The organism is Fenollaria sp., from assembly GCF_057222035.1.
In genome coordinates, this window is the sequence record NZ_JBXXYC010000005.1 from 72,079 (window position 1) to 95,680 (window position 23,602).

Here is a 23,602-nt window from a genome sequence, read left to right on the forward strand (position 1 = left end):
CTATAGTACCAACCATTCTGCTATTGGCCCTAAAGCTAGTACTGGCAAAAATGTTAGTGCTGCAAATATATAAACAATTATTACTAAAATAATTGAAAAAGTTAAGTTATTAGTTTTTAATGTTCCAGCAGTTTCATTGATATCTATTTTTTTAGAAAGATTTCCTGCTATTGCTAGCTGGATAATAATAGCTAAATATCTTCCAAAAAACATTACTAATCCACAAGTTATATTCCAAAAGATTGTATTGTCAGCCAAACCTTCAAAACCAGAGCCATTATTCGCTGCTGATGAAGAATATTCGTATAGTATTTGACTTAGTCCGTGGAATCCTGGATTAGTAATACCCTCAAGTCCAGGATTTATACTAACTGCTAGTGCAGAAAAACCTAGAATCAAAAGTGGGTGAATGATAATTGATAAAGCTGCAAGTTTCATCTCATTACCTTCAATTTTTTTACCTAGATATTCCGGTGTCTTACCAATCATAAGACCGCATATAAATACTGCTAAGATAGCATAGATTAACATATTCATAAGTCCTACACCTGCTCCACCAAATACAACATTTAACATCATGTGAAGCAAAGGAACTAGGCCACCCAAAGGTGTAAGTGTATCATGCATATTGTTAACAGTACCAGTAGTAAATGACGTTGTAACTGTTGTAAATAATGAAGATTGGGCAATGCCAAAACGCATCTCTTTTCCTTCCATATTTCCCATAGTTTGAGATATTCCAGAAAGACTTGCCCCATTTACACCATTAAGCTCATTATGATAGCAAACACCTAAGCCTATTACAAATAATATGGACATGGCAATAAATATTGATTGGCCTTCTTTGCCCAGCCAAACTTTCTTAGCCATAGCTTTATCTGTATGCTCTGGTATTTGTTCATTTCCACTTGCTGATTTTTTAATAAACTTATCATGTGCCATCTTTCCAAAAATGAAAATACATGATCCTGGCAATAACATCATAGTAATTAATTCTATAATATTTGAAATAATATTAGGGTTTTCAAAAGGAGTTGATGAATTGGCTCCGAAAAATCCTCCACCATTAGTACCCAAATGTTTAATTGCTTCCAAAGCAGCTACAGGACCAGCACCAAGTTCTTGGTTTTTGCCCTCAATAGTTTTAATTAAAATATTAGAATTAAAGTTTTGGATAACTCCTTGAGACACCAATAATAATCCAACAATAATAGATGCTGGTAATAAAAATCTTGTTATGATTTTTATAAAATCTACAAAGAAGTTTCCCATCTTCTCTCCAAGTATTCCTCTTATCATTGCTACGCAAGCTGCATATCCACTAGCTGCTGAAGTGAACATCATCATAATAATCACAAACATTTGAGAAAAATATGACAAGCCTGATTCACCAGCATAGTGTTGCAAGTTAGTATTAGTCATAAAAGAAATAATTGTATTAAAAGTTAAAGTTTCCTCCATAGGGCCTATTTTATTTGGATTAAATATCCCTATAGATTGAATTCTAAGAACTAGATATGAAAGTAGAACCAAACACGCATTTAAAAGAATCAATGACAATGCATATTCTTTCCAGTCCATATCACTTTTTTCAATCTTTAAAATTTTAAAAATTCCTGAATCCACTTTATCAAATAAAGGATCAGCGAATGTTTTTTTATTGTTAGTCATTTTATATAAGTAATTTCCACATGGAAATATAATGACTAAGAATATTAGTAATGTTAATAATATTTGTAACATAATCTCTCCTACTTACACAATTTTCTTACGAAAATATATATTTTTTATTTGTGCCATATATTGCTAAATTTTCCAAATTTTTACTAGCAGGTTCATAGCAAGGGTCTAATGCCCAAGCAGCCCTGAAGTGATTCATAGCCAATTCATGGTCTCCTCTTATTTCCATCAAAATACCTAACAAATTGTGAGGAACTGGACTATGTGGATATTCTTTCATTTTATCTTTTACCAATTCTAAACATTCGTCAAGGTTTCCCAAATCAATTTCTAATTTTATTAAGGAACAAAAATCATTCAAACAATTATTATAATCACATTTAGTTAAATTCATAATTTCCTCCATACTTATCTCCCAAAACTATATTTAAAATTTCTCAGGGTTAATCAGTGCATAAAACAAATAGCATAAAACCCCTAAAATAACAATTAATAATAGTAACATATAAACCTCCACAATAATTAATTACTTGTAATCTTTTTATCTATCCAATGGACAAATAATTTTAATATTAAAAATGAAATGATAATTATAGCTATCATAATAAGGTCTAACATTAATCACTCCTCCTATTCTCTAACTATATGTATAATATACCAGCTTTTACCTTAAAATGGTTTTAAAATATGCACCATAGACATTAAAATTGTATTAAAATTCACTGATTTTGCCTTTTTTTTAAATATATATAGTAAAATAAAATCAGAAATAAATAAATAAAGAAGGATAATTTTATGGAAAAAAAAGGTGAATTGACAATCTTCTTCGGATACTGTGCAGGTGTCGGCAAGACATACAATATGCTAGAAGTTGCCCACGAAAAGTACCTAGAAGGCATAGATGTGGTTGTTGGTTATGTAGAACTTCATGATAGAAAAGATACTCTAGCATTAATGAATGGTCTAGATATAATAGACTATAAAAAAATAAACTATAAAGATCATATTTTTAATGAACTGGATATAGATAAGGCTCTAAATAGAAAACCTGACATCATATTAGTAGATGAACTTGCCCATACAAATGCACCAGGAAGCAGACACAAAAAAAGATACCAAGATGTAGAAGAATTGCTAAGAGCCGGAATAGATGTATATACAACTTTGAACGTTCAGCATCTAGAAAGTCTTCATGATATAGTTGAGTCAATTTCAAGAATAAAAGTAAATGAACGTGTACCTGATTATGTATTTGATAATGCTGATCATATAAAAATAATTGATATCGAAGTAGAACAGCTAATCGAAAGATTGAAAGAAGGAAAAATATATAAGAATGCGCAGTCAAAAAAAGCTTTGGAAAATTTTTTTACAATTGATAACCTGGTATCACTTAGGGAGATAGCCTTAAGAAGATGTGCTGACAAAATAAATTTGTATTCTGACGATAAAAATAAACCATTTTTAAAAGAACATATACTAGTGTGTCTTAGCCCATCACCTACTAACCAAAAAGCAATCAGAACTGCTTATAGGATGGCTAACTCTTTCCATGCAGAGTTTAGTGCCCTATATGTAGAAACATCTGAAAGCAAAAATTTTTCTAATACAGAAAAAAATAACTTACAAAAAAATATAGACTTGGCTAAACATCTAAAAGCTAATATCGTTTCTTCTTATGGTGATGATATATCATTTCAAATTAGCCAATATGCAAAACTTAGTGGAGTATCAAAGCTTGTCTTGGGAAGATCCTCACAGAAAATATCATTTTTGAATAAAACAACTATAATTGATGAGATTACTAAGTATGCTCCAAATCTTGATATATTCATAATCCCTGATGCTAACAGTGAGTATAAGAAAAAAAATATAAGGCTAGATGAATTTGTGCATTTTGATAGAGAAGATCTGATAGTAACTTTGCTCATACTGTTAGCTACAACTATACTATCTTATGCCTTATTTATTTTTGATTTTAATACAACTAACATAGTTTTGCTTTATACATTATCATCCTGCATAGTTGGATACACAACAAAACACCCTATATACAATATGCTTGCTCTCTTGCTAAATATATTTATTATAGATTTTATATTTATACCACCATATTATTCTTTGAGGATTTACTCAAAAGAATATCTAATGATATTTATAATAATGAGCATAGTTTCTTTTTTCATAAGTCTAATGCAAAATAGACTAAAAAAAGAAAATATACTAACAACTCAGCAGTCACACAGCTTAGAAGTTCTGCTTAAAACAAGCCAGAGATTGCAGCTAAGCAAAAACTATGATGAAGTAATGTATGAAACCTGCTATCAACTATATAAGCTCCTAAACAAGGTAATAATATTTTATCCTGTTTTCAAAAGCTCGCTTTTGTCGCCAATAATTTATAACCCAAAAAACGTCGCAAATATGAAAGAAATATATTTACAAGACTCCGAGAAAACTGTAGCAAAATGGGTATTTTTAAATAATGATAGTGCTGGTGCAGGCACAAATACTCTAACTAATGCTAATGGCTTATATTTTGCCATTAGAAAAAATAGTGCAGTCTATGGCGTTGTCGGCATAGATATGTCAGATAAAAGTATCGGTAGTCAATTGTCAGTAAATGATAAATCTCTGCTTATAGCCATGCTAAACGAGATCGCTCTGGCAATTGATTCATTGGAAAATAAGTCTTGATATATAAACCTTAATAAAATTTAATATTATAACTTCATAACCTTTCTATTGAATACTTTGCTATATTATGGGGGTATTTTTATGTCCGAACTAATGAACAAATAATAAAGTATTAAGATCATTTCATAATTAATATATAAATGAGCAAATCAAAATTACCAGCTCAGCTGGTAGTTTTGATTATAATATAAATAGAGGTATGCAATGGTTATTTTAAAGAAGATTTCATTTTCAAATGAGGAAGTTGTTTATGAGTATTACCCGGAAGGGAAAACTGAATTTCTGGGTGTAATCGTCGCAGATTTAAAAGAAAGAAAAGTTTTTCTTAAAGAAAGCTCACAAAAGGATTTCTATAGAGAAATAATTGGATCAGAACTTAATGGTACGAGGTATAGTATTAATAAGATGCGAGTTGAAAATGGCGAAGAGCCGTATACTGAAGAATTGTACATTTGTAATCCTGATAAAGATTATGGTAGTTATGTATATGCAGAAAAAGCTCTATCTAAACTTGAAGAATTTCTTGAAACTAATAATTACAAAGATTAACGTGTAGTTGCTTGGTATTAGCAAAAATTATGTTACTAAATTTTTATAGATTTTTAAAATTTTAATTCAAATAAATGTAAAGAAAAATTTACAGATATGAGTGGAGATTCAGCCATTCAAATATTTTTTCACAGGTATATTTGTGATAAAATATTAGACAAGAATGCTTTATCTTTATAAATAGAAAGCAATGGAGGAAATTATGATTGAAAAAATTATTGACGACAATGAAAATATATTGTGGCGAGGAAAGCCCAATGCCTTTCTTTATATTGTAGGCAACCCAAGCATTTATTTAATTGCATTAATCTGGGGGATCTTTGACTTCTTTTTTATTTCTACTTTTCTAAAAGAATTTAATTTTATACAAGGATTTTTTATAATTTTCTTTATAATTCATCTTTTTCCTGTCTGGTTTGCAATTTTAATGCCGATTTACAGGGTTTTAAATTATGGGACTATAGAATATGCAATTACAGATAAGAGAGTTTACATCAGTCAGGGCATTTTTGGAAGAGATGTAAATAATTATGAGCACAGAGAGCTTACAAACTTGAAAGTAGATGTAAACTTTATGGAAAACATCAAGGGACTTGGCACAATTATCTTAGTTTATAATGGCGAAGGGGGAAATTCATCTTACAGCTTTAAGGCTGACGCAAATAAATTTATTTCCATTGAAGATCCCTACAATGTCTACAAACTTCTTAAAAAAGTATCTCTCGATGTTGCAACAGATCAAGCCTATCCTAACGCCTATAGGCCAAAAGAGAATGAAGGCTACAACACAAAATATAAAAGATAACTTAAAAGACAACAAAAAGGTCACTGAGAAAATTTTCATTTCAGAATTTTTTCAGTGACTTTTGATTAATGAAGGAAATTTCTGTAATATTATATTTTAATAGAGCCTTCTTTGTGTTATTTTATTAATAAATAAGAATAAATAATAGGTTATAAGAAAGAGTTGACAGGTGATGCGTATCCTATGTTACCTTCTAAATATTCTTTTACTATTTTTAGTTTGATTTCTAAATTGTATTTTGACAAATTATCACACAAAAAAAAGAGACCGATTAAGGTCTCTTTAAAAATTAAATGATTTTTCTTGTTAGTGCTTCCTGTAATGTCTTAGAAAAATTAATATTCATCTCAACAGCTCTATCATTTAACCAAGATGGTATGGTTAGTGTTTTTCTAACAGATTTATTGTCTTTATTAAGATTAACATCCGCTCTAATTATACTTAAAAAAGTATTTTTATCAGTCTTGATAGATTTAATATCGCTTGGCGGATTAAGTTTCTCGCCATCTTTAAGCATCTCAGACAAATGCAGTTCTAAGGCTAAAGTTGCATCTTCAATAATTTCATCTATAGTATCTCCTTGCGCATGACAGCCCTCTACGTCTGGAAACTCTCCCCAATAACCATCATCGTCGTGTATAAGCAATGGATAATAAAAAATCATATTTACCTCCTATTTAAATCATACATATCAATAATCTTCTTAGCTAGCTTTGGGTTGATCTCTTTGTTATGAACAGACAGTGTTTCTCTATTGCCGTCTTTAAATAAATGGTGGTAACTTCCAGTTATTCGTCTAAGTTCCCAGCCATTCTTTAAAAATTTGTTTAAAAGCTCTCTATCTTTCATGTAATCCTTCCTTACTTATATTGTGTACGTGTATGCGCATACTTGTCAATAGTTTTCACAAAAAAAGAGACCAATTAAGGTCTCCTAAAAAATTATTTATTGTTTTTTGAGCGATTTGATTCATCGCAAAATTTGTTTATTCACAGATTTTGCTGGAAAAGTCGATGGATAAGGCGATGTGGAGCTCTGAGGCAAGCGGAGTGTACGTACAAGTACTCGAGCATTGCCGAAGAGCGAACGAGCCTTAGGCGCGACTTTAACGCAAAATTAAAATTACTTTAGAACACGGCTACTAATCCATCCCGAGTAAGAAGCTCCATCCACATCTATCGCATCAACTAAATACCAAGTTCTTCCGTCATCAGTATGCTTTTCATCTTTAACAGTTACTTCTGCTCCGTCTGATAGCTTAACTATAACATCTGCATCTAGCGAATAATCTTCTCTTAGATTGCCTTCGTTTTTAACGTGAAATGTTTTTCCGATATCGCTTGTTTCTTCCTCGTCTTCTTCCTCGTCTTTTTCATCATCTTTATCTTTATCTTTATCTTCGTCAGCATCTTCATCTTTATCATCATTCTTTTTTGGCTCAGCATTTGCTTGTTTTTCGTCTAAAAGCGCATAGCCTTTAAAGCCAAGATTGTTAACTAATTCATCGTAATTGTCATAGTAACCATCGAAATAGAATTCTGATATAACTTTTCCGTTAGCTTTTTCAAAATCGTAGCTATCCATGATGTAGTAACGAGTCTTTCTTGTCTTAGTGCCACTCCACCAGTCGCTTTCATTGAAGCTTGCTTGATAAATTCCTAGTAATCTGTATTTTGATTTGGCATCGTAAGAATTACTTACTTCATAAATTTCAGCCTCGTCCATAGCTTTTTCCATTAGAGCAAGTCTTTCTATCTTAAGTCCATCTGGCTTATATAGTGAATCGTAGATGCTCTTATTAGCTCTCTTGTCAAGTCTATCAAGAAAATCGCTTGGAAGCTCGCCAAAACTATTAACAAGTTCAGCAAGTCCTTCAACAGTCATTTCTTTTTCTATAGTGTCATTATCAAATTTAATTTTGAATTTATCAGAAGCAAGTTTAACTTTGGCAATGATCTTATCGCCATTCTTAAGATTTTCACTCTTATCAAATGTAATTTCGCCATAGCTAATGCTATCTAAAATTTCATAATCCTTGTCTTTTAGCTTAGACTCAGTAATTTCAGGCATGCCGTTAAGTGAGCCAGTCGCTACAGCGTGGCCGTCAAAGCCTTTAACTTCAATACTTATGTCCATGTTTTTGCTTGAGACAAGAGCATCTGGTTTTAGTGCATAAATTATCTTTGGAACTACAAATATCGCTATAAGAACAAGTACTAGTGCTGCTACACCTAGGATTATAGGCTTTTTATTGACAGGTTTTGCTCTGTATGCTGGTCCATAGTCATCGTAATCATTGTCATAAGCATCGTCATAGCCGTCATCGTAGTTGTCGTCATAATTGTCATCATAATCATAATTATCATCATAGTTATCATCATATCCATCATCATAATTATCATTATAATTGTTATCGTTATACTCGTTGTTGTCGTTATAATCGTTATAATCGTTATAATCGTCGTAATTATCTTTTTTATTTATTTTTCTAGGGCCTCTGTTTTCCCTGTACTCTCTATTATTATCTTTATTCGTCATAGCCGTTACCTTCATCAAGATTTTCGTTTTGTGGTCTTGGTCTTCTTGGTGCATCTGGTCTTTGTGGTCTTTGAGGCGCATCTGGTCTAGCTGGTCTTTGTGGCGCATCTGGTCTAGCTGGTCTTTGAGGTGCATCTGGTCTTGGTCTTCTTGGTGCGTCTGGTCTTTGAGGCCTAGCAGGTCTAGCTGGTCTTTCATCGTAGTAATCATCATACTCAGCATCACGTTGTGGTCTAGGTCTTCTTGGTGCTCTTGGCGCTTCATCGTATACACCGTAGTCGTCGTCAATGTATTCCTTTGGAGCTGGTCTTCTTGTATTATAATCTTCAACATTGTCAGGATTTCTCAAATCTTCTGCTGCGTTTTGTGCTGTTTCTTTTACAGCGTTTGCAGCGTTTGAAACGCCTCTACCAACTGCATTTATTTGTCTTGATACATCTTTTGGTCTAACTCTTAAGAATATCTTTCTATAAAGAAGTATACATCCTATGCAAAGTGTAATTAAGGCTAAAATGCCGATGATAACTCCAAATATAGGCTTGTAGTTTTCAATATCAGTATCGCCTAGACCCATTCTAGCGATATCGCTCCATGATTTCAATGGATCTGCAAATACTTTTAAAATCTTTCTCATCTTGCTCATCGCGAAGAAGTCTATGAATGTGAATAATAGTCCAAAACCTATCATAACGTTGTCAAGTGTCTTGGCATTTCTTCTCATACCTCTTCTTAAAAGCATAGTGTAAATGAATGCAAGTGTAGTTGTTACAAATGTTATAACGATAAATATAAAGTATATACCTGTTCTTTTTCCAAAGCCGGCTACCTTATCTAAAACGTCAAAACCATCTGCATTGTTCATAGCTGCTCCACTAATAATCCAATCAAGTGCAAAAATTAAAGTGAATGCGAATAATAAAAGTGCGCTGAAAAATAGCACTTTGTCGTACATTAATAATGACTTTCTAGGTCTTCTTCTTCCTTCCATAATAAGTCCTCCTTAAAATATTTTTCTACATCTTAATTATACAATATTTAGATAAATATTGCAATTGTATTTGAATTTTTGATTATGGTATGATAATTATAAAAAATGCAGCTAATTTATATAGCTGCATTTGATAAATAGATTTATATTTTTTATTTTGATTAATTTTGATTCATTCTATACATCAAAAAGTGTCAAATCAATAATTATTTTATTTTGCTGCTCTTTCGTAGGAAAAAGAGTCAAATAAAAATTTATTTATTCTCTAATTTTGCGGAGCAAACGGATGAATGGGACGAAGTGGAGCTTTGAGGCAAGCGGAGCGTACAAGCAAGTACTCGAGCATTGCCGAAAAGCGAACGAGTTCCAGTCGCCGTTTGAACGCGAAATTAAATTTGATCTAATTGAGATTCGATGTATTGATTCCTATACAACTGATAATACATACCTTTTTTTGCGATTAGCTCTTTATGCGTACCCATCTCGGCTATTCTTCCTTGATGTATATATAAAATTCTATCGCTAGTAACTATGGTCGATAATCTGTGAGCAACGGTGATCGAGGTTCTTCCCTCAAGAAGTTTCTCGATTGCATCTTGTATTCTTTTTTCTTGATAAGTATCGACTGATGATGTCGCCTCATCTAGTATCAATATGGCTGGGTCCTTGATCAAGGCCCTTGCAAAGCTCACTAATTGCTTCTCGCCTTGTGATAGTTTTCCTCCGCCTTCACCGACGTCTGTATCGTAGCCATCTTTGAATGACTTTACAATCTCATCTAGCCCAACAACTTCAGCTGCTCTTAGCATCTCCTCTTCTGTCGCATCATCTCTGCCATATAAAATATTATCGCGTATACTTCCTCTAAAAAGATAAGGCGTTTGCAAAACGTAGCCCAAGTTCATTTGCACCCACTTAAGCGGCATCTCTTTATAATTAATGCCATCGATAAAAACCTGGCCCTTTGTTGGTTCGTAAAATCTTGATGCTATGTTAATGATGGTCGACTTACCTCCGCCAGTTTCTCCAACTAGAGCAAGTCTTTCGCCATCTTTTATTTTTAGAGAAAAATCCTTTAGTATATAGTCATCATCTTTATATGCAAAATACACATCTTTAAACTCAATCTCGCCCTTCATCTGTGGAAGTGACTTTTTAGGCGCATCAAGCGCATCGCCATAAACTTCTTCTATCTCTTTCGTGTCATAGACATCGACATCCGCCTCTAAAATGCTGTTGACCCTATCCATTGACGCTTGCATCGATATAAGCTCTTTCAAAACCGAGGCAACTTGTCTAATGGGCTCGTAAATCTCAGTCGAGTACTGAACCATGGCAAAGAGCGCACCCACTGTCAAAGTACCTGCTATGGCTGCTACCCCACCATCTTTAAGTATAAAAGCTGTGGCAATTGAGCCTAAGAATGTTAAGGACGGAATATATAGACTTTGAAGCGTAACTGAGTGTTTACTGCGTCTTTCGTATCTTTTTGATATTTCTTTGAACTCTTCAAGATTTTCCTTTTCTCTAAGAAGGGTCTTGATAGTTTTTTGTCCTTGTATGTCTTCATTTAGCTTGCTTGTAAGGTCTGACGATGCTGCCTTTATCTCCTTTTGTGCCTTCATCATCTTATCTTGGAAAATGTAGGTAAATATGGCTATGAATGGCATACTTGCTAAAACATAAAGACTTAGCCTTGCATTAAGTAAGTACATAGTTATAAATATGATGACTAGCCTCGATAAACCATCTGCCATATCGAAGAGGTTCCACGCAACCGATTCCTTGATTGACATCGTGTCATGAACAAGTCTTGAGACCATCCAACCAACTTGGTGTGTGTCCATGTACTTGGCTGATAGTTTTTGCGTCTTCAAAAATGTCTCACTTCTTAAGTAAAGTATAATCTTTTTTTCAAATTTTCCTGCCATAAAGCAATATGATAGCTCGGTTAATGATATCATCACAACAAAAAGCAGCATGATGACGATAAATTTCGGAAAGCTTTCCATATCACTTTTGTAGATGTAGTTATCGATGATAAACTTTGTTAAAAGTGGCCAAAACGCAAGAAGCACTGCATAAATTAGGTTAAGCACCGAAACTATGGCAGCTTCAATCTTAAATTTTTTCACTAAATTAAATAAACTTATCTTCATCTAGTCCACCTCGATGTTTTGTATCTCATAGATAGTTTTGTAAAGGCCATCCTCACGTATAAGTTCATCATGAGTGCCCTCTTGGACCTTCTCGCCCCTCTTCATAACGATGATCTTGTCAGCGTTCATAAGAGTTGAGATTCTGTGCGAGATGATGATCTTCGTTTGAGTCTCTTCGCTTTGACTAAGTGCAGTCCTTATGTTTATGTCTGTTTGCGTGTCAACTGCAGAAAGCGCGTCATCAAAGATGATTATAGGCGTGTGAACAAGTATGGTTCTTGCTATGGCAAGCCTTTGCTTTTGTCCGCCCGATAGGCTCACGCCCCTCTCTCCGACAATTGTGTCGTAGCCTTCCGGGAACTTCATGATGTCATCGTGAATATCCGCAATTTTAGCCGCTTTGATGATCTCATCATCGCTCGCGTCAGGATGTCTATATGCAATATTTTCTTTTATACTCTTGTTAAATAGATATGGTTCTTGTAAAACTATGGAAGTGTTCTCTCTAATCTTACGCTTAGCAATAGTATTTAGCTCTATTCCATCCACCTTAATGGATCCTTCGTAGTCCATAAGCCTAGGTATAAGCGAAACTAGAGTAGACTTGCCAGAACCAGTAAGCCCACGCACTCCAAGTGTCTTGCCAGCACCTATACTAAAGGATAGGTCCTTAACTGCATCATGTACCCCATCATAAGTGAAAGACACCTTGTCAAAGTCTATAGCTCCCTTGATGTTCATGTCTTTGATGCCCTTGTCAAGGTCTTCAGAGTCCATCTGTAAAACTTCGTCGAAACGTCTGATGGCAACAGTTACTCTTGTAAATCTTGAAAGCATTCTGCCTGTTCCTAAGACAACCCAAACCATATTCAAGGCAACAGCAAAGACTGCTGTAAACTCACCAACGGAAACAGCTCCATTTTTGTGCATAAGAACCCCAAATATCGCAATCAAAGCTATTTGCAAGAAGCAAAGAAATTCAGCTACTGACCAAAAGTATGCAAAATACGCCATAATCTTGTAATCTTTATTCGCAAGGTCCATGCTGGCCTCTTCAAATTTCTCAATCTCGTGCTTTTGCTTGAAAAATGCTCTAACAACTTTGTATGAGGATAAATTTTCTTGCACAGTCGAAGTTAGTCTCGCCTCCGACTTTTCGAAGGCATCGAAAACCTTGACTACGCTTCTATCGAATAGGTAGGTTCCTATGAATAGTATAGGCATCAAGGCTACGGATATAAGTGCAAGCTTCAAATTTATTGTAAATAGTGTGATTAAAGAGATTACGATGTAAGAGATATTTCCTAAAAGCGCCATCATGGTAGTAGAAATAATGATCTCAAATTGAGTGATGTCGCTCGACGCCCTTTGAAGCATGTCACCAGTTGTGATTGACGCCATGTCTTTAATACTTAGTGACGAAATCTTCGCGTAAATATTGTCACGAATGCCCTTGCTAATGGTGTAAGTCGCCTTGCCACTCATGTATGGCCTTAAGAAATTTAGTAGAGCAATTAAAAAACTAACTGCGATGAAGGCCGCGGCAATGAGTCCAAGACGCTCCCTCACTAAGTCTCTGCCGCCTAAAAGTTTTATAAAACCCATCATGATCTTATTAGTCGGCTCCTCACTGCCAATTATGCTGTCTATAGTTGTACCTAAGATTATAGGTATAAGCATTTGCAGTGCGCTCGATAGAATTTCAAATAAAAATGCTAAAAAATAAATAAATATGTATGGCTGTATGTATTTTTTAACTAGAGAATATTTTTTCATTGTATCACCTCATTTTGCCAATGGTATTATTATACTACTTATTATCACACTTGTCAAAATATTTGCATTCGAACGATTCGCATTCAAGCGAGCCCTTGAACGAAAACCTCTAGCATTGCACATCGAAAAGTGTTTTCCTTCGCTTGCTACGTCTACATAAATTGTTAATTTCTAAGCTTGTTCACCTGTGGTCTCATATTCGTTTCACTAGATGAGCCCACGGGCGGCTCACTGCGCTAAGAAATTAATGCAATTTATTCCGAAGGCTGCGCTCGTGAAAATCACTTTTCTCACTATTTATGTGCAAAAATAAAAATGGATACAAACTTAATTGTATCCACTAAACTATTTATAAAATTATTTTCTATTAGAACTTTATTCTACCCCGTGTCAACTAAGACTTAAGCTTAAAATTTTAATTTTAAGTTTAAGTCATTCTTCAAGCAGAATTTTAGCATAAGGCGCAGCATAACGAGCGACCGACTGAGGTGTACGTACGGGTACTCCGCAAGGAGGAAGCGAGCGCGCAAGCCTTAGGCGCAATTCTGCTAAGAATTAATTTGCTCTGACCATTATATTATTAATATCAACAATCCTATCACATACATGTTCAAGTAGCTCCACATCATGACTCACAAGTATAATGCTCATCCCATGTGTTTTTCTATACGCATCAAGTAGCTCTGTGATCTTGAGCTTCAGATTAACATCAAGTGGTGATGTAATCTCGTCTGCTAGTAAAACCTTTGGCTGTGTTAGTAGTGCCCTAATTATTTGCGCACGGCTAATCATGCCGCCTGATAATTCATTTGGAAGCTTTTGTAAAGAGCTTCTATCTAGCTCGAAGTCATCCATGAGTTTTTCAAGCTCTTCTTCGTTAAAATCTTTTTTAGAAAAGTGAAGCGCCTCTTTAAAGCTAGCTAGTATAGTTTTTTTCGCATCGAAGGATGAGACAGCGTTTTGAAATATTAGCTGTACTGGAAAATCATCGAGGTTCCTTCTTTTATCGCCAACTATGGGCAAATCGCGTCCCTTGTAAAGAATTTCACCTTTATCAAGAACTATGAGACCAGCTATGAGCCTAAGAAGGGTTGTCTTGCCGCTACCTGATGGGCCGATGATGCCTAAAAATTCATTCTCGTATAAATCTAAATTTAAATCGGAAATGGTCGGTGCGTCTGACATTTTAAATGTCTTTTTTAAATTTTTAATCTCTAAAATTTTTTCCATATATTTTCCCTGCCGCATCTAAAAGTAATTTCGTATTCTCTTCTTCGCTTTCAAAAATCTCGTCTGACGCTCTATTCTCAATGATACTGCCGTCTTTAAAAACACAGATCCTATCTGTAAGCGCTATGCCGTCAAAGGGGTTGTGTGTGATATAGATAAGGCTCATCTTGTTTTTGTCCATGTGATTTTTAATCATATTTATCGCCATATCGGTCGATTCTCTGTCAAGCGCGCTCGAAATTTCGTCCGCAATCAAAAGCTCTGGCCCTCTGTTTAATATCATGGCGATGACAACTCTTTGCTGCATGCCGCCTGAAAACTCATCTGGGTACTTCTTTGCATTGTCTTTACTGATTCCAATCGCTTCCAAGGACTCAAGTGCCTTTTCTTTGGCCTCCAATTTAGAAATGCCTTTTGCAAAAACTAAATCGCTCGTCATCTGATCAATGACTTTGATGTAAGGATTTAGCGAGTTTTGTACGTCTTGCGTGATATAGCCGATTTCATTTTTTAATTTATCTTTTAAAGTTTTTACTCTTTCACCTTTGTAGTATATCTCGCCATCTATTTGTGCTTTGTCCACTAAACCAAGTGCTGACCTAAAGGTCATGCTCTTACCTGCTCCTGAAACACCAATAACGCTCATCGACTTGCCATCATCAATTAAAAGGTTTATATCTTTGATTATGGATTTGCCAGCTATGCTCACTGAATAATTTCTTAGCTCAATCATACGTTCACCTCATCAAATGTGTAGTGAAAAATTAAGCTTAGGAAAAATATGCCAAGTGCTGGCCACAAAACTATAAGCGGTTTGTCAATGATGTAGCCTCTGTACTGATATAGCATGGTTCCAAAATCCGGCGCTGTGATGTCTGCGCCTAAACCGATAAATGTTAGTGAAGCGTAAGCTAGTATATGGTTTGAGGCTTTATTGCCCATAAGATTTAGGCTCGGTGCAAGAAGCTCTGGCAGCAAAAACTTTCTCATGATGTATGAGTTTGGTGCTTGCAGCATTCTAAGCGTATCAACATAAGGATCTCTAAGAATAATTTCGCTAAGTTTATAGCTTTGGTTTGCGAAGAAACCTATATTTGAAAAGCCTAGTGCAAGACCAACGGCTAGAACCGTGTCCGAGAAGATGATTGACGCGATCAAAGCAACTATAAAGGTTGGTATGATTAAGGTTAAGTCCGTTAAAAAACGTATGACGCTTAAAAATGCCCCGCCATAAAAGCCAGCTACTATGCCAAGTGCAAGTCCAGCTGCGTATGAGACGGCGCTCGCTATCAAAACAACGCATAAGGTTCTTAAAAAGCCTTGTGCCATAAGCGAGAAGATATCACGGCCCAAGTGGTCTGTGCCCATGATGTGTTCAGCCGATGGCGGCAAGAATTTATTTTTGATGTCAACGAATTTTGGGTTTTGTGTCGGGATTATTGTGAGGACTATCGCTACCAAAAGTATTATGACTACTGATATTATCATCTTTTTCATTATGCGCTTCCCCTCTTTATCACAAATTTCGAAAATACACTAAAAATTAAGTGTACAAAGAACATCCATATAATTATCATCATGATATATGTTTGTATGATTAGATAATCTCTGTGGGCGATGGACTCGATCAAGAATGTCGATAGTCCTTGTATTGATAAGGCGAACTCTACAACTGAGCTGGCGCCTATCACGTAAGCACTTTGACTGATAAGTAAACCGGAAAGGCCTTGTAAGGGCTCGTGGTAGCAGTACTTTAAAAGAGCCTTTTCTCTTTTGTAGCCTCTTTCAATATAAAAGCGGAAGAATGGTTTTTTCATCACTTCTAAAAAATATATCCTAACCGTTCTGGACATAGGTCCAATAAGTGGAAGACCTACAAAAAACGTTCCAACTGCTAGGCTTGCGATTGAGCCAGTTTTGAAGAACCTGATGAATCTGTATTTCACGCCAAAGAAGTACACAAAGAGAATAATAAGTATAAAAACTGGAACTGTTTGAGTGAAAAGAGCGAGTGCCCTTGTGAATTTATCAAAAAAGCCATCTTTAAGGCTTGACAAATAGCCTAGCCAAAAGGCTAATATACTCGCATATATTAGCCCTAATAAGCCAAGCATAAGTGAAACAGGAGCTCTCCTTAATATTTCAGGCTTCAAATCGACGTCTGTCATGTAGCTCTTGCCCCAATCGCCTTTGATAAAATCACTTATCCACTCAAAATACTGCATGCTAAGTGATTTATCAAGGCCGAATTCTTTTTTCAAATAGCTAATATTTTCTTCAGTCGCAGGGAGGTTTCTCTCACTAAGCGCCATCATAACTGGATCGCCGCTCATAAGCCTAACGATGCCAAAGGCGATCAGTGAACCTACTATGAATATCAAAAGCCATTTGAAAAAAAAGTTTATGACTTTCATTTATCTAACTGTTAGTGTTGGATTTGTTACAAAATAGTCTCCGTTCCAGATTTCATAATTCTTAATATTGTCAGAAAGCATTACAAACCAGTGCGGATCAACTGTGTATAGTATTGGAAGATCTTCATAGATCTTTGCTTGAATTTCTTTTGAAAGCTCGTCTCTCTTAGCAAGATCAGCTGTTACGCCAAGTTCGTCGATTAATTTATCAACTTCAGCATTAGTATAGTAGCTGTGGTTCTTAACAGCGTCTGTCTTAAAGTGTTGAGCGAAGAAATAGTGTGGGTTGCCGCTTGCTGTTGGGTTTTGAGCGTATAATAAGATATCGTGATTGCCCTTAGCAGCTTCTTCATCGATGCTGTCAGCTAGTGAAACGCTTGCTTCTATACCCACTTGTTCTAGGTCAGATACAAGTACTTGGCCAATAACTGGTAGATCTGGTTTAGCAGAGTATGTTAATATAGTTAATTTAACAGGATTGCCGTTTTTATCCATAAGTTTGTCACCTTCATAAGTGTAGCCAGCAGCCTTAAATTCTTCTTTAGCCTTGTCTACATCAAAAGTTAATTTTTGATCGCCATTGAAGCTGAAGTTCTTCGCAAATAGTCCTGTAGGCATGTCTCCTCCGCCAAGTGCATCGATAATCTCTTGTCTATTAAGAAGAAGGTCAAGTGCCTTTCTGAAGTGAAGGTCGTTTAAGTGATCTCTCTTAAGATTTAAGAAGCAGTAGTATTGGTATCCAGCATTGTAATCAAGCGCTTTGAAGCCCTTGTCCTTTAAACCGACAGCCACATCGTTTGTAAGGCCGAAAGCTAGGTCCACTTCACCGCTTTCATAAGCAAGCTTAAGTGCGTTTCCGTCCTTGAAAGCCTTGATAATAACTGTTTCAGGTCTATTTTCAAAACCATCGTAATATTCGTTTCTCTCTAAAACTACTTCAGCGCCTGGTTTAAGCTCTTTAATCTTGTAAGCGCCTGTAAAGATGTATTTGTCACCATCTTTCTTGAACATAACGTTAGTCCACTCAGCGAAAATTGATTCAAGATTAACTGCAGGTAGCTCAGTAACTATCTCTACTTTGTAGTCTTCTACTGGAGTGAAAACGATCTTACCAGCAGAAGCGCGAGCAAATTCGTTATTTTCCATGATCATATTCATTGCTTCACAAAATGCCTTAGCATCAACTGGGCTGCCATCAGCAAATAAAACACCTTCGTTTAATTCTGCTGTGAAATGAGTTTCGTCTTGAGCCTCGATGGACTTAACAAATCTTGATTTTAAAGTACCATCAGCTTGAAGAGTGTATACGTACTCACTTACGCCGTGGTTTGTGATGCTCCAGCCGTTAGATCCATCAAGTGGGTCATCACTTGTAATAACCCAAGTTTGACCAACAGTTATCTCTTTAACATCAGACTTTTCATTAGCTTCTGTTTTTTCTCCAGAGGCAGTTTCTTCATTCTTGTCTGCGCCTGTGTCATTAGTTTTGCAGCCAAATGTGAATAATAGTGATAAGATGACTGCTAAGAAAATAAGTTTTTTCATAAAATCTTTCTCCTTTAATATAATATAGTATAGAACTAACCGTGCTAAAAAAACTAGCCTTGCTCTGAACCGGAGCAAAACTCAAATACAAGTATCGGACTTATGCGTAGTGCAAATACCGTAGCGGCACTGTGTAGGACTCTAACCCACTTCCTTGTTATATTCTATCTAAGATGATTATACTACAGAGATTAAATTTAGTCAATTGAAATGTGATTGTATAAATAGAAATAGATACATAGAGAGTATGTATCTTGACAATTGCACATCGAAAAGTGCTTTCCTTCGCTTGCTACGTCTACATAAATTGTTAATTTCTAAGCTTGCACATCGAAAAGATAGTTCCACGCAGCTTAGTTCAACAAATTGACAATTGCTAAGCTTGTCCGACTATAAATCCATATTCGTTCCGCTACGCTTCACTAGATGGATTTATGGCCGTCGTCCTGCGCCAAGCAATTGAAGCAATTTGTCTCAATGCGCTGCTTTTGGAACATATCTTTTCTCACTATATAGTCTCAAAAATAAAAATGGATACAAAAAAATGTATCCACTAAAATATTTATAAAATCAAATTTTTACCCCGTGTCAATTAAGGTTTTAGTGTTTAAACTTTAGTTTAAACCTAAAGCCATTCTTCAAAAAAAATTTATGGATAAGGCGAAGTGGAGATTTTTGTCAAACGGAGTGTACACAAAGTACTCGAGTATTGACAAAAATCGAACGAGCCTTAGGCGAAATTTTTTTAAGAATTTTGAATTACAGCGAAATTTTATCTAATATACCATTTAAGTAAGCAATGGTAATCCCGTAGTTAGTCATCGGCACATTTTTATCCTTCGCCTTCATAACACGATTAAAAACAAGTGTTTTATTAAACATACAAGCACCACAATGAATAATCATGTCATATTTTTCAATATCATCAAAGTCGTCAGCTCTTGTAAATGTAAACTGAAGTCCATCGCCGAAGCGTTTTTTAAGCATGGCAGGTATTTTCACGGTTCCGATATCTTCGTTAATGGGTGGATGTGTACAAGCCTCGGCTATTAAAATCTTTTCGTCGCCCTTAAAATTATCGAATTTTTTCGCTGATTCGATGAAATAATCTATATCACCTTTCATTTTTGAAAAAAGTACCGAAAATGAAGTGACTTTTGTTATTCCGCCAAAAACGTCATAAACTTTTTTAAAAACTCTTGAGTCGCAGATCACAAGGTCCGCACCATAAAATCTATCTCTCACGCTCTCAAGGTCCTCGTCGCCCACGACTATGCTTGTCATGCCTTTGTCAAGCGCTTCTCTTATGGCTTCAACTTGCGCTTTTATCAGTCTTCCCTTTGGTGCTGCTGCATCTTGCGGCATAACCATGATGATGATCGCTCTGCCATCTACAACACCATCTAATAATGATTCTTCTTTTGTATCTAAAACTTTTTTAAGCACTGAAAATATTTTTTCTCGAGATGAGTCATCTCTATAAACAATTGCATCTCCATTATCATAGCTCACGTCTCTATCAATCGCCATAATAACTTTGATGACTGGCTTATTGTACTTTTCTAGCTCTTTTAAAATCGCTTCATCATCATTATCAAGGGTATATATAAAGGCATCGGCTTTAGAAAATTCGGCGCGAGTCTTTTTTAGCCTCTCATCTGAAAGGGCTGTATCGTCGCCAAATCCAGCTGTATCAATGAATACGACTGGTCCAAGTCCCGGAACTTCGATGGATTTACGAACTGCATCTGTCGTCGTGCCTCGTTTGCTTGAGACTATGGCTGCATCGGAGCCCATGATGGAGTTAAAAAGCGTTGATTTGCCTGCATTTACTCTGCCTGCGATGACAATGTGCTTTTGCAATGAACGCGCCATCATAGTCTGAAGTCTCTCTCGCCATTTTCAATCTTTTTAAGATTGTCTCTAACTATCTCTTTAACTTTTTCCTTGCCAATATTATTTATTTCTCTTTCGATAAGTGCTTCGCCTTTTTTTCTTGTCTCTGGCGATGCATAATCCATTAAATATTCTTTAAGTGTCATAAGTGCGTTTGGTTGACAGATGTTGCCGATTTGTCCTGCTTTAACAAGGCTCATGAATCTATCACCTGTCCTGCCTGCTCTGTAACAAGCTGTACAGAATGATGGTATGTGATTTGTATCCATCAGCCATGAAACGACCTCATCAAGTGTTCTTTGGTCCGATGTGAAGAACTGCTCTGTATCGGCTGAGGACTCTTCTTCCTCGTGTGCATAGCCGCCAACTGATGTTTTTGAGCCGCCACTGATTTGGCTTATACCAAAGTCGATTATCCTTGCTCTAGTCTCTACTGACTCTCTTGTTGAGATAATCATGCCTGTGTATGGTACTGATACTCTGATACAAGCAACTATCTTTTTAAATATATCGTCACTGATTGCATTTTCAAAAGTTTCTGGGTCTATGTCGTCTGCTGGTCTGATTCTTGGCACGCTAATTGTGTGTGGTCCAACGCCGAAGCGCGCTTCAAGGTGCTCTGCGTGCATCAAAAGACCCACGAAATCGTATTCGTAATTATTTAGTCCAAATAAAACGCCGCAGCCAACATCGTCTATGCCGCCTAATTGTGCTCTGTCCATGGCCTCTGTGTGATAAGCGTAGTCATGCTTTGGTCCTGTTGGATGAAGTGCTTCGTAATTTTTTCTATGATATGTCTCTTGGAATAAAATATAAGTACCTATGCCGACATCCTTTAATTTCTTGTAATTTTCAATGGTAGTCGCTGCAATATTAACATTGACTCTTCTAATGTCACCAGCTTTGTGATGAACGGAGTAAATGGTTTTGATAGACTCAAGTATGTACTCGATCGGGTTATTGACTGGGTCTTCGCCTGTTTCAAGCGCAAGTCTCTTGTGTCCCATGTCTTGAAGAGCGATTACCTCATTTTTTATCTCTTCTTGAGTTAATTTTCTTCTGCGAATAGTTTTGTTCTTTAAGTGATATGGACAATAAACACAGCCATTGACACAGTAGTTTGATAAATATAGCGGAGCAAATAGAACTATCCTATTGCCATAAAATTTACGCTTGATATCGTTTGCAAGCTTGTAAACTTCTTCGTTTAAGTCCTCTTCTTCAGATGATAATAAAAGAAATGCTTCTCTGTGCGAAAGTCCTTTAACTTCCTTCGCCTTCTCAATCGCAGCCTTAATCAGCTCTCTGTTGTGCTTATTTGCCCTGCCGTACTCAAGAGAGGCAAGAATTTCCTCATGATTTATAAATTCATCTGCTTTTTCAGAATTAACATCGTATTTATACATTGTAGTCTCCTCTCGTAAATTCAATCTCATATCCAAATTCTTTTAAATATTCATTTAGTTCGCGAACGCCTTCAATCGCCTCAAGGCCTGATGCCTTCTTGCCGTCGTATAGATTATAGCTCTCGCGTGCAAACTTTGGTGACACGTTTGGCATGATTACATTCGCCCCTGATAATATACCCAATTTTCTGCCATTTTCAACAATAGTATTTAAAGCTGTAGTCGATGGTATTAGCGCTTTAGGATGCTCAAGTCTAAGTATTGCGAGTAGTTTGCGTGTCATTTCTAGCGTTCCAGCTGGATAAGACTCAAAGCGCGTTCCCTTCGATGGGATGAAGGGCCCCATGCCTATCATGGCTGGATCTATCTCTCTAATTAATTTTATATCTTTTATAAAGCTCTCTATATTTGTAAATGGCGCTCCGACCATAAAACCCGTTCCGACTTGGTAGCCAAGCTCCTTTAAATCATAGATTGCTTTAAGTCTCCTATCTAAGCTTTGCTCAGCAGGATGAAGCTTTTGAAATATATCTTTATCTGCCGTTTCGTGTCTTAATAAAAATCTATCTGCACCAGCATCTTTAAACATCTTGTAAGACTCATAGCTTCTCACTCCTAAGGATAAAGTGATGGCTGCGTCATAGTTTTTCTTTAAATGAGAAATAATTTCAGAAAAAATTTCGTCCGTGAAATAAGTATCTTCCCCGCCTTGTAAAACGAAGGTTCTAAAACCTGCTTCATAAGCCGTCTCTGCCGCAGAATAAATCTCTTCTTTACTCAAGCGAAATCTATGGACAGAAGATTTATTCCTGTTTATGCCGCAGTAGTAGCAGCCCTCCTTGCAATAGTTTGAAAATTCGATCAAAGCCCTTATGTAAATCTTGTTCGAGAAAGTAGCTTTGGCCGTTTCGCGTGCTTTTTCATATAGCTCTTCTAAAAAATTTTGATCCTTACTAAAAAGTATTTCTCTAAGCTCCCTATCAGAAAAAAGCATTAAACTCCCTCCAAATCAAAGTTTGGCGTGTAATTCTTGCCATCTTGCTTATCTTGAACAAAGGCCTTCGAAATGCCAAGGTCCGCCGCATAGTCGACGAAGCTATCGTATTCTAGGTCGCTAACAGTCCTATTGATCTTCTTATAATTTTTAGCTAAATGCATTGGCTGATATTGGTTCATTAGTGAAAATATCACACTATCGCCATATTTGCCATAAAGAAGACGAACTATCTTTTTCGCATCGAAATATAAATTCGGTAGCAAAAGTAGTCTTATAATGACTCCCTTCTTCATTATCCCGTCCTCGATAATTACTTCAGGGACTTGTCTGTGCATCTCGTCAATGGCCTCAAGAGCATACTTCCTATAATTAGGCGCGTGTGAAAACTCATTGGCATAAGTGTCTGAAAAGTACTTGAAATCAGCTAAGTAGACGTCGATGAGACCGTCAAGATTTTTGATTGCCTCTTTAAGCTCGTAGCTGTTTGTGTTGTAGACGAATGGCAGATCAAAGCCCTTTTCCTTCGCCAGAATGATGGCGTCCTTGATAAGATGACTAAAGTGCATTGGCGAGACCAAATTGATATTGTGAACACCCTTTGCTTTTAGCTCGAAAAATATTTCCACGAGCCTTTCTTTGCTTATGTACTTAAATATAGCGTCCTTATTTTGAGAAATTTCATAATTTTGGCAAAAGACGCAAGATAGATTGCATCCTGCGAAAAAAACCGTTCCCGAGCCGCGTGTGCCCGAGATGACAGGCTCTTCAAAGACATGAACAGACGCCTTTGAAACTGCAAGTTCATTCTTCATTTTGCAAACACCAAGTTTTTCATCTCTGTCTATGCCGCACTTGCGCGGACATAAATTACATATATACATCATATCACCATGAATATTATATAACTAATGAAGGATTATTG

At 36.0% G+C, this 23,602-nt stretch carries 21 protein-coding genes and 1 riboswitch; of the genes, 3 read left to right on the forward strand and 18 right to left on the reverse strand.

Features of this window, described 5'->3' with window-relative positions; genetic code table 11:
* From AC2UOP_RS05050 to kdpF, 3 genes are read right to left on the reverse strand one after another with little or no spacing between them, the layout of a single operon-like run.
* Window positions 1-1,743 (reverse strand): potassium-transporting ATPase subunit KdpA, encoded by a 1,743-nt coding sequence (locus AC2UOP_RS05050; protein ID WP_484832860.1) that lies wholly within the window; start codon window positions 1,741-1,743, stop codon window positions 1-3.
* Between the two features lie 25 nt (window positions 1,744-1,768).
* Window positions 1,769-2,074, reverse strand: a complete 306-nt coding sequence (locus AC2UOP_RS05055) for a hypothetical protein (protein ID WP_484832861.1) — start codon at window positions 2,072-2,074, stop codon at window positions 1,769-1,771.
* A gap of 33 nt (window positions 2,075-2,107) precedes the next feature.
* Window positions 2,108-2,185 carry a K(+)-transporting ATPase subunit F gene (gene kdpF, locus AC2UOP_RS05060; protein ID WP_099321785.1) on the reverse strand — a complete coding sequence of 26 codons (78 nt, stop codon included), beginning with the start codon at window positions 2,183-2,185 and terminating at the stop codon, window positions 2,108-2,110.
* 290 nt (window positions 2,186-2,475) lie between these two features.
* Here kdpF and AC2UOP_RS05065 point away from each other — a divergent pair, with 290 nt between their 5' ends.
* The 3 genes from AC2UOP_RS05065 to AC2UOP_RS05075 all read left to right on the forward strand — a co-directional run bounded on the left by AC2UOP_RS05065 (window position 2,476) and on the right by AC2UOP_RS05075 (window position 5,731).
* Complete coding sequence (locus AC2UOP_RS05065; protein WP_484832862.1) at window positions 2,476-4,377, forward strand: sensor histidine kinase; 1,902 nt, start codon at window positions 2,476-2,478, stop codon at window positions 4,375-4,377.
* 204 nt (window positions 4,378-4,581) lie between these two features.
* A complete protein-coding gene (locus AC2UOP_RS05070; RefSeq protein ID WP_484832863.1) occupies window positions 4,582-4,926 on the forward strand; it encodes a hypothetical protein in 345 nt (114 codons plus the stop codon).
* Window positions 4,927-5,128: 202 nt separating this feature from the next.
* A complete protein-coding gene (locus AC2UOP_RS05075; protein WP_484832864.1) occupies window positions 5,129-5,731 on the forward strand; it encodes a PH domain-containing protein in 603 nt (200 codons plus the stop codon).
* A 289-nt stretch (window positions 5,732-6,020) separates the two neighbouring features.
* Here AC2UOP_RS05075 and AC2UOP_RS05080 read toward each other — a convergent pair whose 3' ends face one another.
* From AC2UOP_RS05080 to AC2UOP_RS05150, 15 genes are all read right to left on the reverse strand, one after another.
* Complete coding sequence (locus tag AC2UOP_RS05080) at window positions 6,021-6,395, reverse strand: type II toxin-antitoxin system HicB family antitoxin (protein ID WP_484832865.1); 375 nt, start codon at window positions 6,393-6,395, stop codon at window positions 6,021-6,023.
* 2 nt (window positions 6,396-6,397) lie between these two features.
* On the reverse strand, window positions 6,398-6,580 hold the full coding sequence (locus tag AC2UOP_RS05085; protein WP_484832866.1) for a type II toxin-antitoxin system HicA family toxin: 183 nt from the start codon (window positions 6,578-6,580) through the stop codon (window positions 6,398-6,400).
* Window positions 6,581-6,853: 273 nt separating this feature from the next.
* Entirely contained in the window at window positions 6,854-8,269 is a 1,416-nt protein-coding gene (locus AC2UOP_RS05090; protein WP_484832867.1) for an SH3 domain-containing protein, read from the reverse strand.
* The gene (locus AC2UOP_RS05095; protein ID WP_484832868.1) at window positions 8,259-9,257 is read right to left on the reverse strand and encodes a hypothetical protein; all 999 of its coding nucleotides are present in this window, start codon (window positions 9,255-9,257) and stop codon (window positions 8,259-8,261) included. Before AC2UOP_RS05095 ends, AC2UOP_RS05090 begins: the two co-directional genes overlap by 11 nt.
* Window positions 9,258-9,646: 389 nt before the next feature.
* Complete coding sequence (locus tag AC2UOP_RS05100; RefSeq protein ID WP_484832869.1) at window positions 9,647-11,416, reverse strand: ABC transporter ATP-binding protein; 1,770 nt, start codon at window positions 11,414-11,416, stop codon at window positions 9,647-9,649.
* Window positions 11,417-13,192, reverse strand: coding sequence for an ABC transporter ATP-binding protein (locus tag AC2UOP_RS05105; RefSeq protein ID WP_484832870.1), 1,776 nt, complete (start codon window positions 13,190-13,192; stop codon window positions 11,417-11,419). It lies immediately after the preceding gene.
* Between the two features lie 555 nt (window positions 13,193-13,747).
* Window positions 13,748-14,422 carry an ABC transporter ATP-binding protein gene (locus AC2UOP_RS05110; protein ID WP_249242695.1) on the reverse strand — a complete coding sequence of 225 codons (675 nt, stop codon included), beginning with the start codon at window positions 14,420-14,422 and terminating at the stop codon, window positions 13,748-13,750.
* Complete coding sequence (locus AC2UOP_RS05115; protein ID WP_484832871.1) at window positions 14,400-15,155, reverse strand: ATP-binding cassette domain-containing protein; 756 nt, start codon at window positions 15,153-15,155, stop codon at window positions 14,400-14,402. The genes AC2UOP_RS05110 and AC2UOP_RS05115 overlap by 23 nt, the downstream gene beginning before the upstream one ends.
* Window positions 15,152-15,919: an ABC transporter permease gene (locus AC2UOP_RS05120; protein WP_085839734.1), complete on the reverse strand. Its 768-nt coding sequence runs from the start codon at window positions 15,917-15,919 to the stop codon at window positions 15,152-15,154. The genes AC2UOP_RS05115 and AC2UOP_RS05120 overlap by 4 nt, the downstream gene beginning before the upstream one ends.
* Complete coding sequence (locus AC2UOP_RS05125) at window positions 15,919-16,803, reverse strand: ABC transporter permease (protein ID WP_249242693.1); 885 nt, start codon at window positions 16,801-16,803, stop codon at window positions 15,919-15,921. The genes AC2UOP_RS05120 and AC2UOP_RS05125 overlap by 1 nt, the downstream gene beginning before the upstream one ends.
* Before the next feature lie 33 nt (window positions 16,804-16,836).
* Window positions 16,837-18,381 carry an ABC transporter substrate-binding protein gene (locus tag AC2UOP_RS05130; RefSeq protein WP_484832872.1) on the reverse strand — a complete coding sequence of 515 codons (1,545 nt, stop codon included), beginning with the start codon at window positions 18,379-18,381 and terminating at the stop codon, window positions 16,837-16,839.
* Window positions 18,382-18,450: 69 nt separating this feature from the next.
* Window positions 18,451-18,581, reverse strand: a riboswitch (cobalamin riboswitch).
* Window positions 18,582-19,140: 559 nt separating this feature from the next.
* Entirely contained in the window at window positions 19,141-20,259 is a 1,119-nt protein-coding gene (gene hydF, locus AC2UOP_RS05135; protein WP_484832873.1) for a [FeFe] hydrogenase H-cluster maturation GTPase HydF, read from the reverse strand.
* Entirely contained in the window at window positions 20,256-21,683 is a 1,428-nt protein-coding gene (hydG, locus tag AC2UOP_RS05140; protein WP_484832874.1) for a [FeFe] hydrogenase H-cluster radical SAM maturase HydG, read from the reverse strand. The genes hydF and hydG overlap by 4 nt, the downstream gene beginning before the upstream one ends.
* Entirely contained in the window at window positions 21,676-22,677 is a 1,002-nt protein-coding gene (gene hydE / locus AC2UOP_RS05145) for a [FeFe] hydrogenase H-cluster radical SAM maturase HydE (RefSeq protein WP_484832875.1), read from the reverse strand. Before hydE ends, hydG begins: the two co-directional genes overlap by 8 nt.
* A complete protein-coding gene (locus AC2UOP_RS05150) occupies window positions 22,677-23,561 on the reverse strand; it encodes a radical SAM protein (RefSeq protein WP_484832876.1) in 885 nt (294 codons plus the stop codon). Before AC2UOP_RS05150 ends, hydE begins: the two co-directional genes overlap by 1 nt.
* Between the last annotated feature and the right edge of the window lie 41 nt (window positions 23,562-23,602).

Excerpts from the sequence above, each read along its gene's own strand:
- AC2UOP_RS05050 (WP_484832860.1), bottom strand. The coding sequence starts at position 1,743 with ATGTTACAAATATTATTAACATTACTAATATTCTTAGTCATTATATTT.
- AC2UOP_RS05115 (WP_484832871.1), bottom strand. The coding sequence starts at position 15,155 with ATGATTGAGCTAAGAAATTATTCAGTGAGCATAGCTGGCAAATCCATA.
- AC2UOP_RS05075 (WP_484832864.1), top strand. The coding sequence starts at position 5,129 with ATGATTGAAAAAATTATTGACGACAATGAAAATATATTGTGGCGAGGA.
- AC2UOP_RS05055 (WP_484832861.1), bottom strand. The coding sequence starts at position 2,074 with ATGAATTTAACTAAATGTGATTATAATAATTGTTTGAATGATTTTTGT.
- kdpF (WP_099321785.1), bottom strand. The coding sequence starts at position 2,185 with ATGTTACTATTATTAATTGTTATTTTAGGGGTTTTATGCTATTTGTTT.
- hydG (WP_484832874.1), bottom strand. The coding sequence starts at position 21,683 with ATGTATAAATACGATGTTAATTCTGAAAAAGCAGATGAATTTATAAAT.
- AC2UOP_RS05080 (WP_484832865.1), bottom strand. The coding sequence starts at position 6,395 with ATGATTTTTTATTATCCATTGCTTATACACGACGATGATGGTTATTGG.
- AC2UOP_RS05110 (WP_249242695.1), bottom strand. The coding sequence starts at position 14,422 with ATGGAAAAAATTTTAGAGATTAAAAATTTAAAAAAGACATTTAAAATG.
- AC2UOP_RS05100 (WP_484832869.1), bottom strand. The coding sequence starts at position 11,416 with ATGAAGATAAGTTTATTTAATTTAGTGAAAAAATTTAAGATTGAAGCT.
- AC2UOP_RS05150 (WP_484832876.1), bottom strand. The coding sequence starts at position 23,561 with ATGTATATATGTAATTTATGTCCGCGCAAGTGCGGCATAGACAGAGAT.
- AC2UOP_RS05085 (WP_484832866.1), bottom strand. The coding sequence starts at position 6,580 with ATGAAAGATAGAGAGCTTTTAAACAAATTTTTAAAGAATGGCTGGGAA.
- AC2UOP_RS05070 (WP_484832863.1), top strand. The coding sequence starts at position 4,582 with ATGGTTATTTTAAAGAAGATTTCATTTTCAAATGAGGAAGTTGTTTAT.
- AC2UOP_RS05105 (WP_484832870.1), bottom strand. The coding sequence starts at position 13,192 with ATGAAAAAATATTCTCTAGTTAAAAAATACATACAGCCATACATATTT.
- hydF (WP_484832873.1), bottom strand. The coding sequence starts at position 20,259 with ATGATGGCGCGTTCATTGCAAAAGCACATTGTCATCGCAGGCAGAGTA.
- AC2UOP_RS05130 (WP_484832872.1), bottom strand. The coding sequence starts at position 18,381 with ATGAAAAAACTTATTTTCTTAGCAGTCATCTTATCACTATTATTCACA.
- AC2UOP_RS05065 (WP_484832862.1), top strand. The coding sequence starts at position 2,476 with ATGGAAAAAAAAGGTGAATTGACAATCTTCTTCGGATACTGTGCAGGT.
- AC2UOP_RS05095 (WP_484832868.1), bottom strand. The coding sequence starts at position 9,257 with ATGGAAGGAAGAAGAAGACCTAGAAAGTCATTATTAATGTACGACAAA.
- AC2UOP_RS05090 (WP_484832867.1), bottom strand. The coding sequence starts at position 8,269 with ATGACGAATAAAGATAATAATAGAGAGTACAGGGAAAACAGAGGCCCT.
- hydE (WP_484832875.1), bottom strand. The coding sequence starts at position 22,677 with ATGCTTTTTTCTGATAGGGAGCTTAGAGAAATACTTTTTAGTAAGGAT.
- AC2UOP_RS05120 (WP_085839734.1), bottom strand. The coding sequence starts at position 15,919 with ATGAAAAAGATGATAATATCAGTAGTCATAATACTTTTGGTAGCGATA.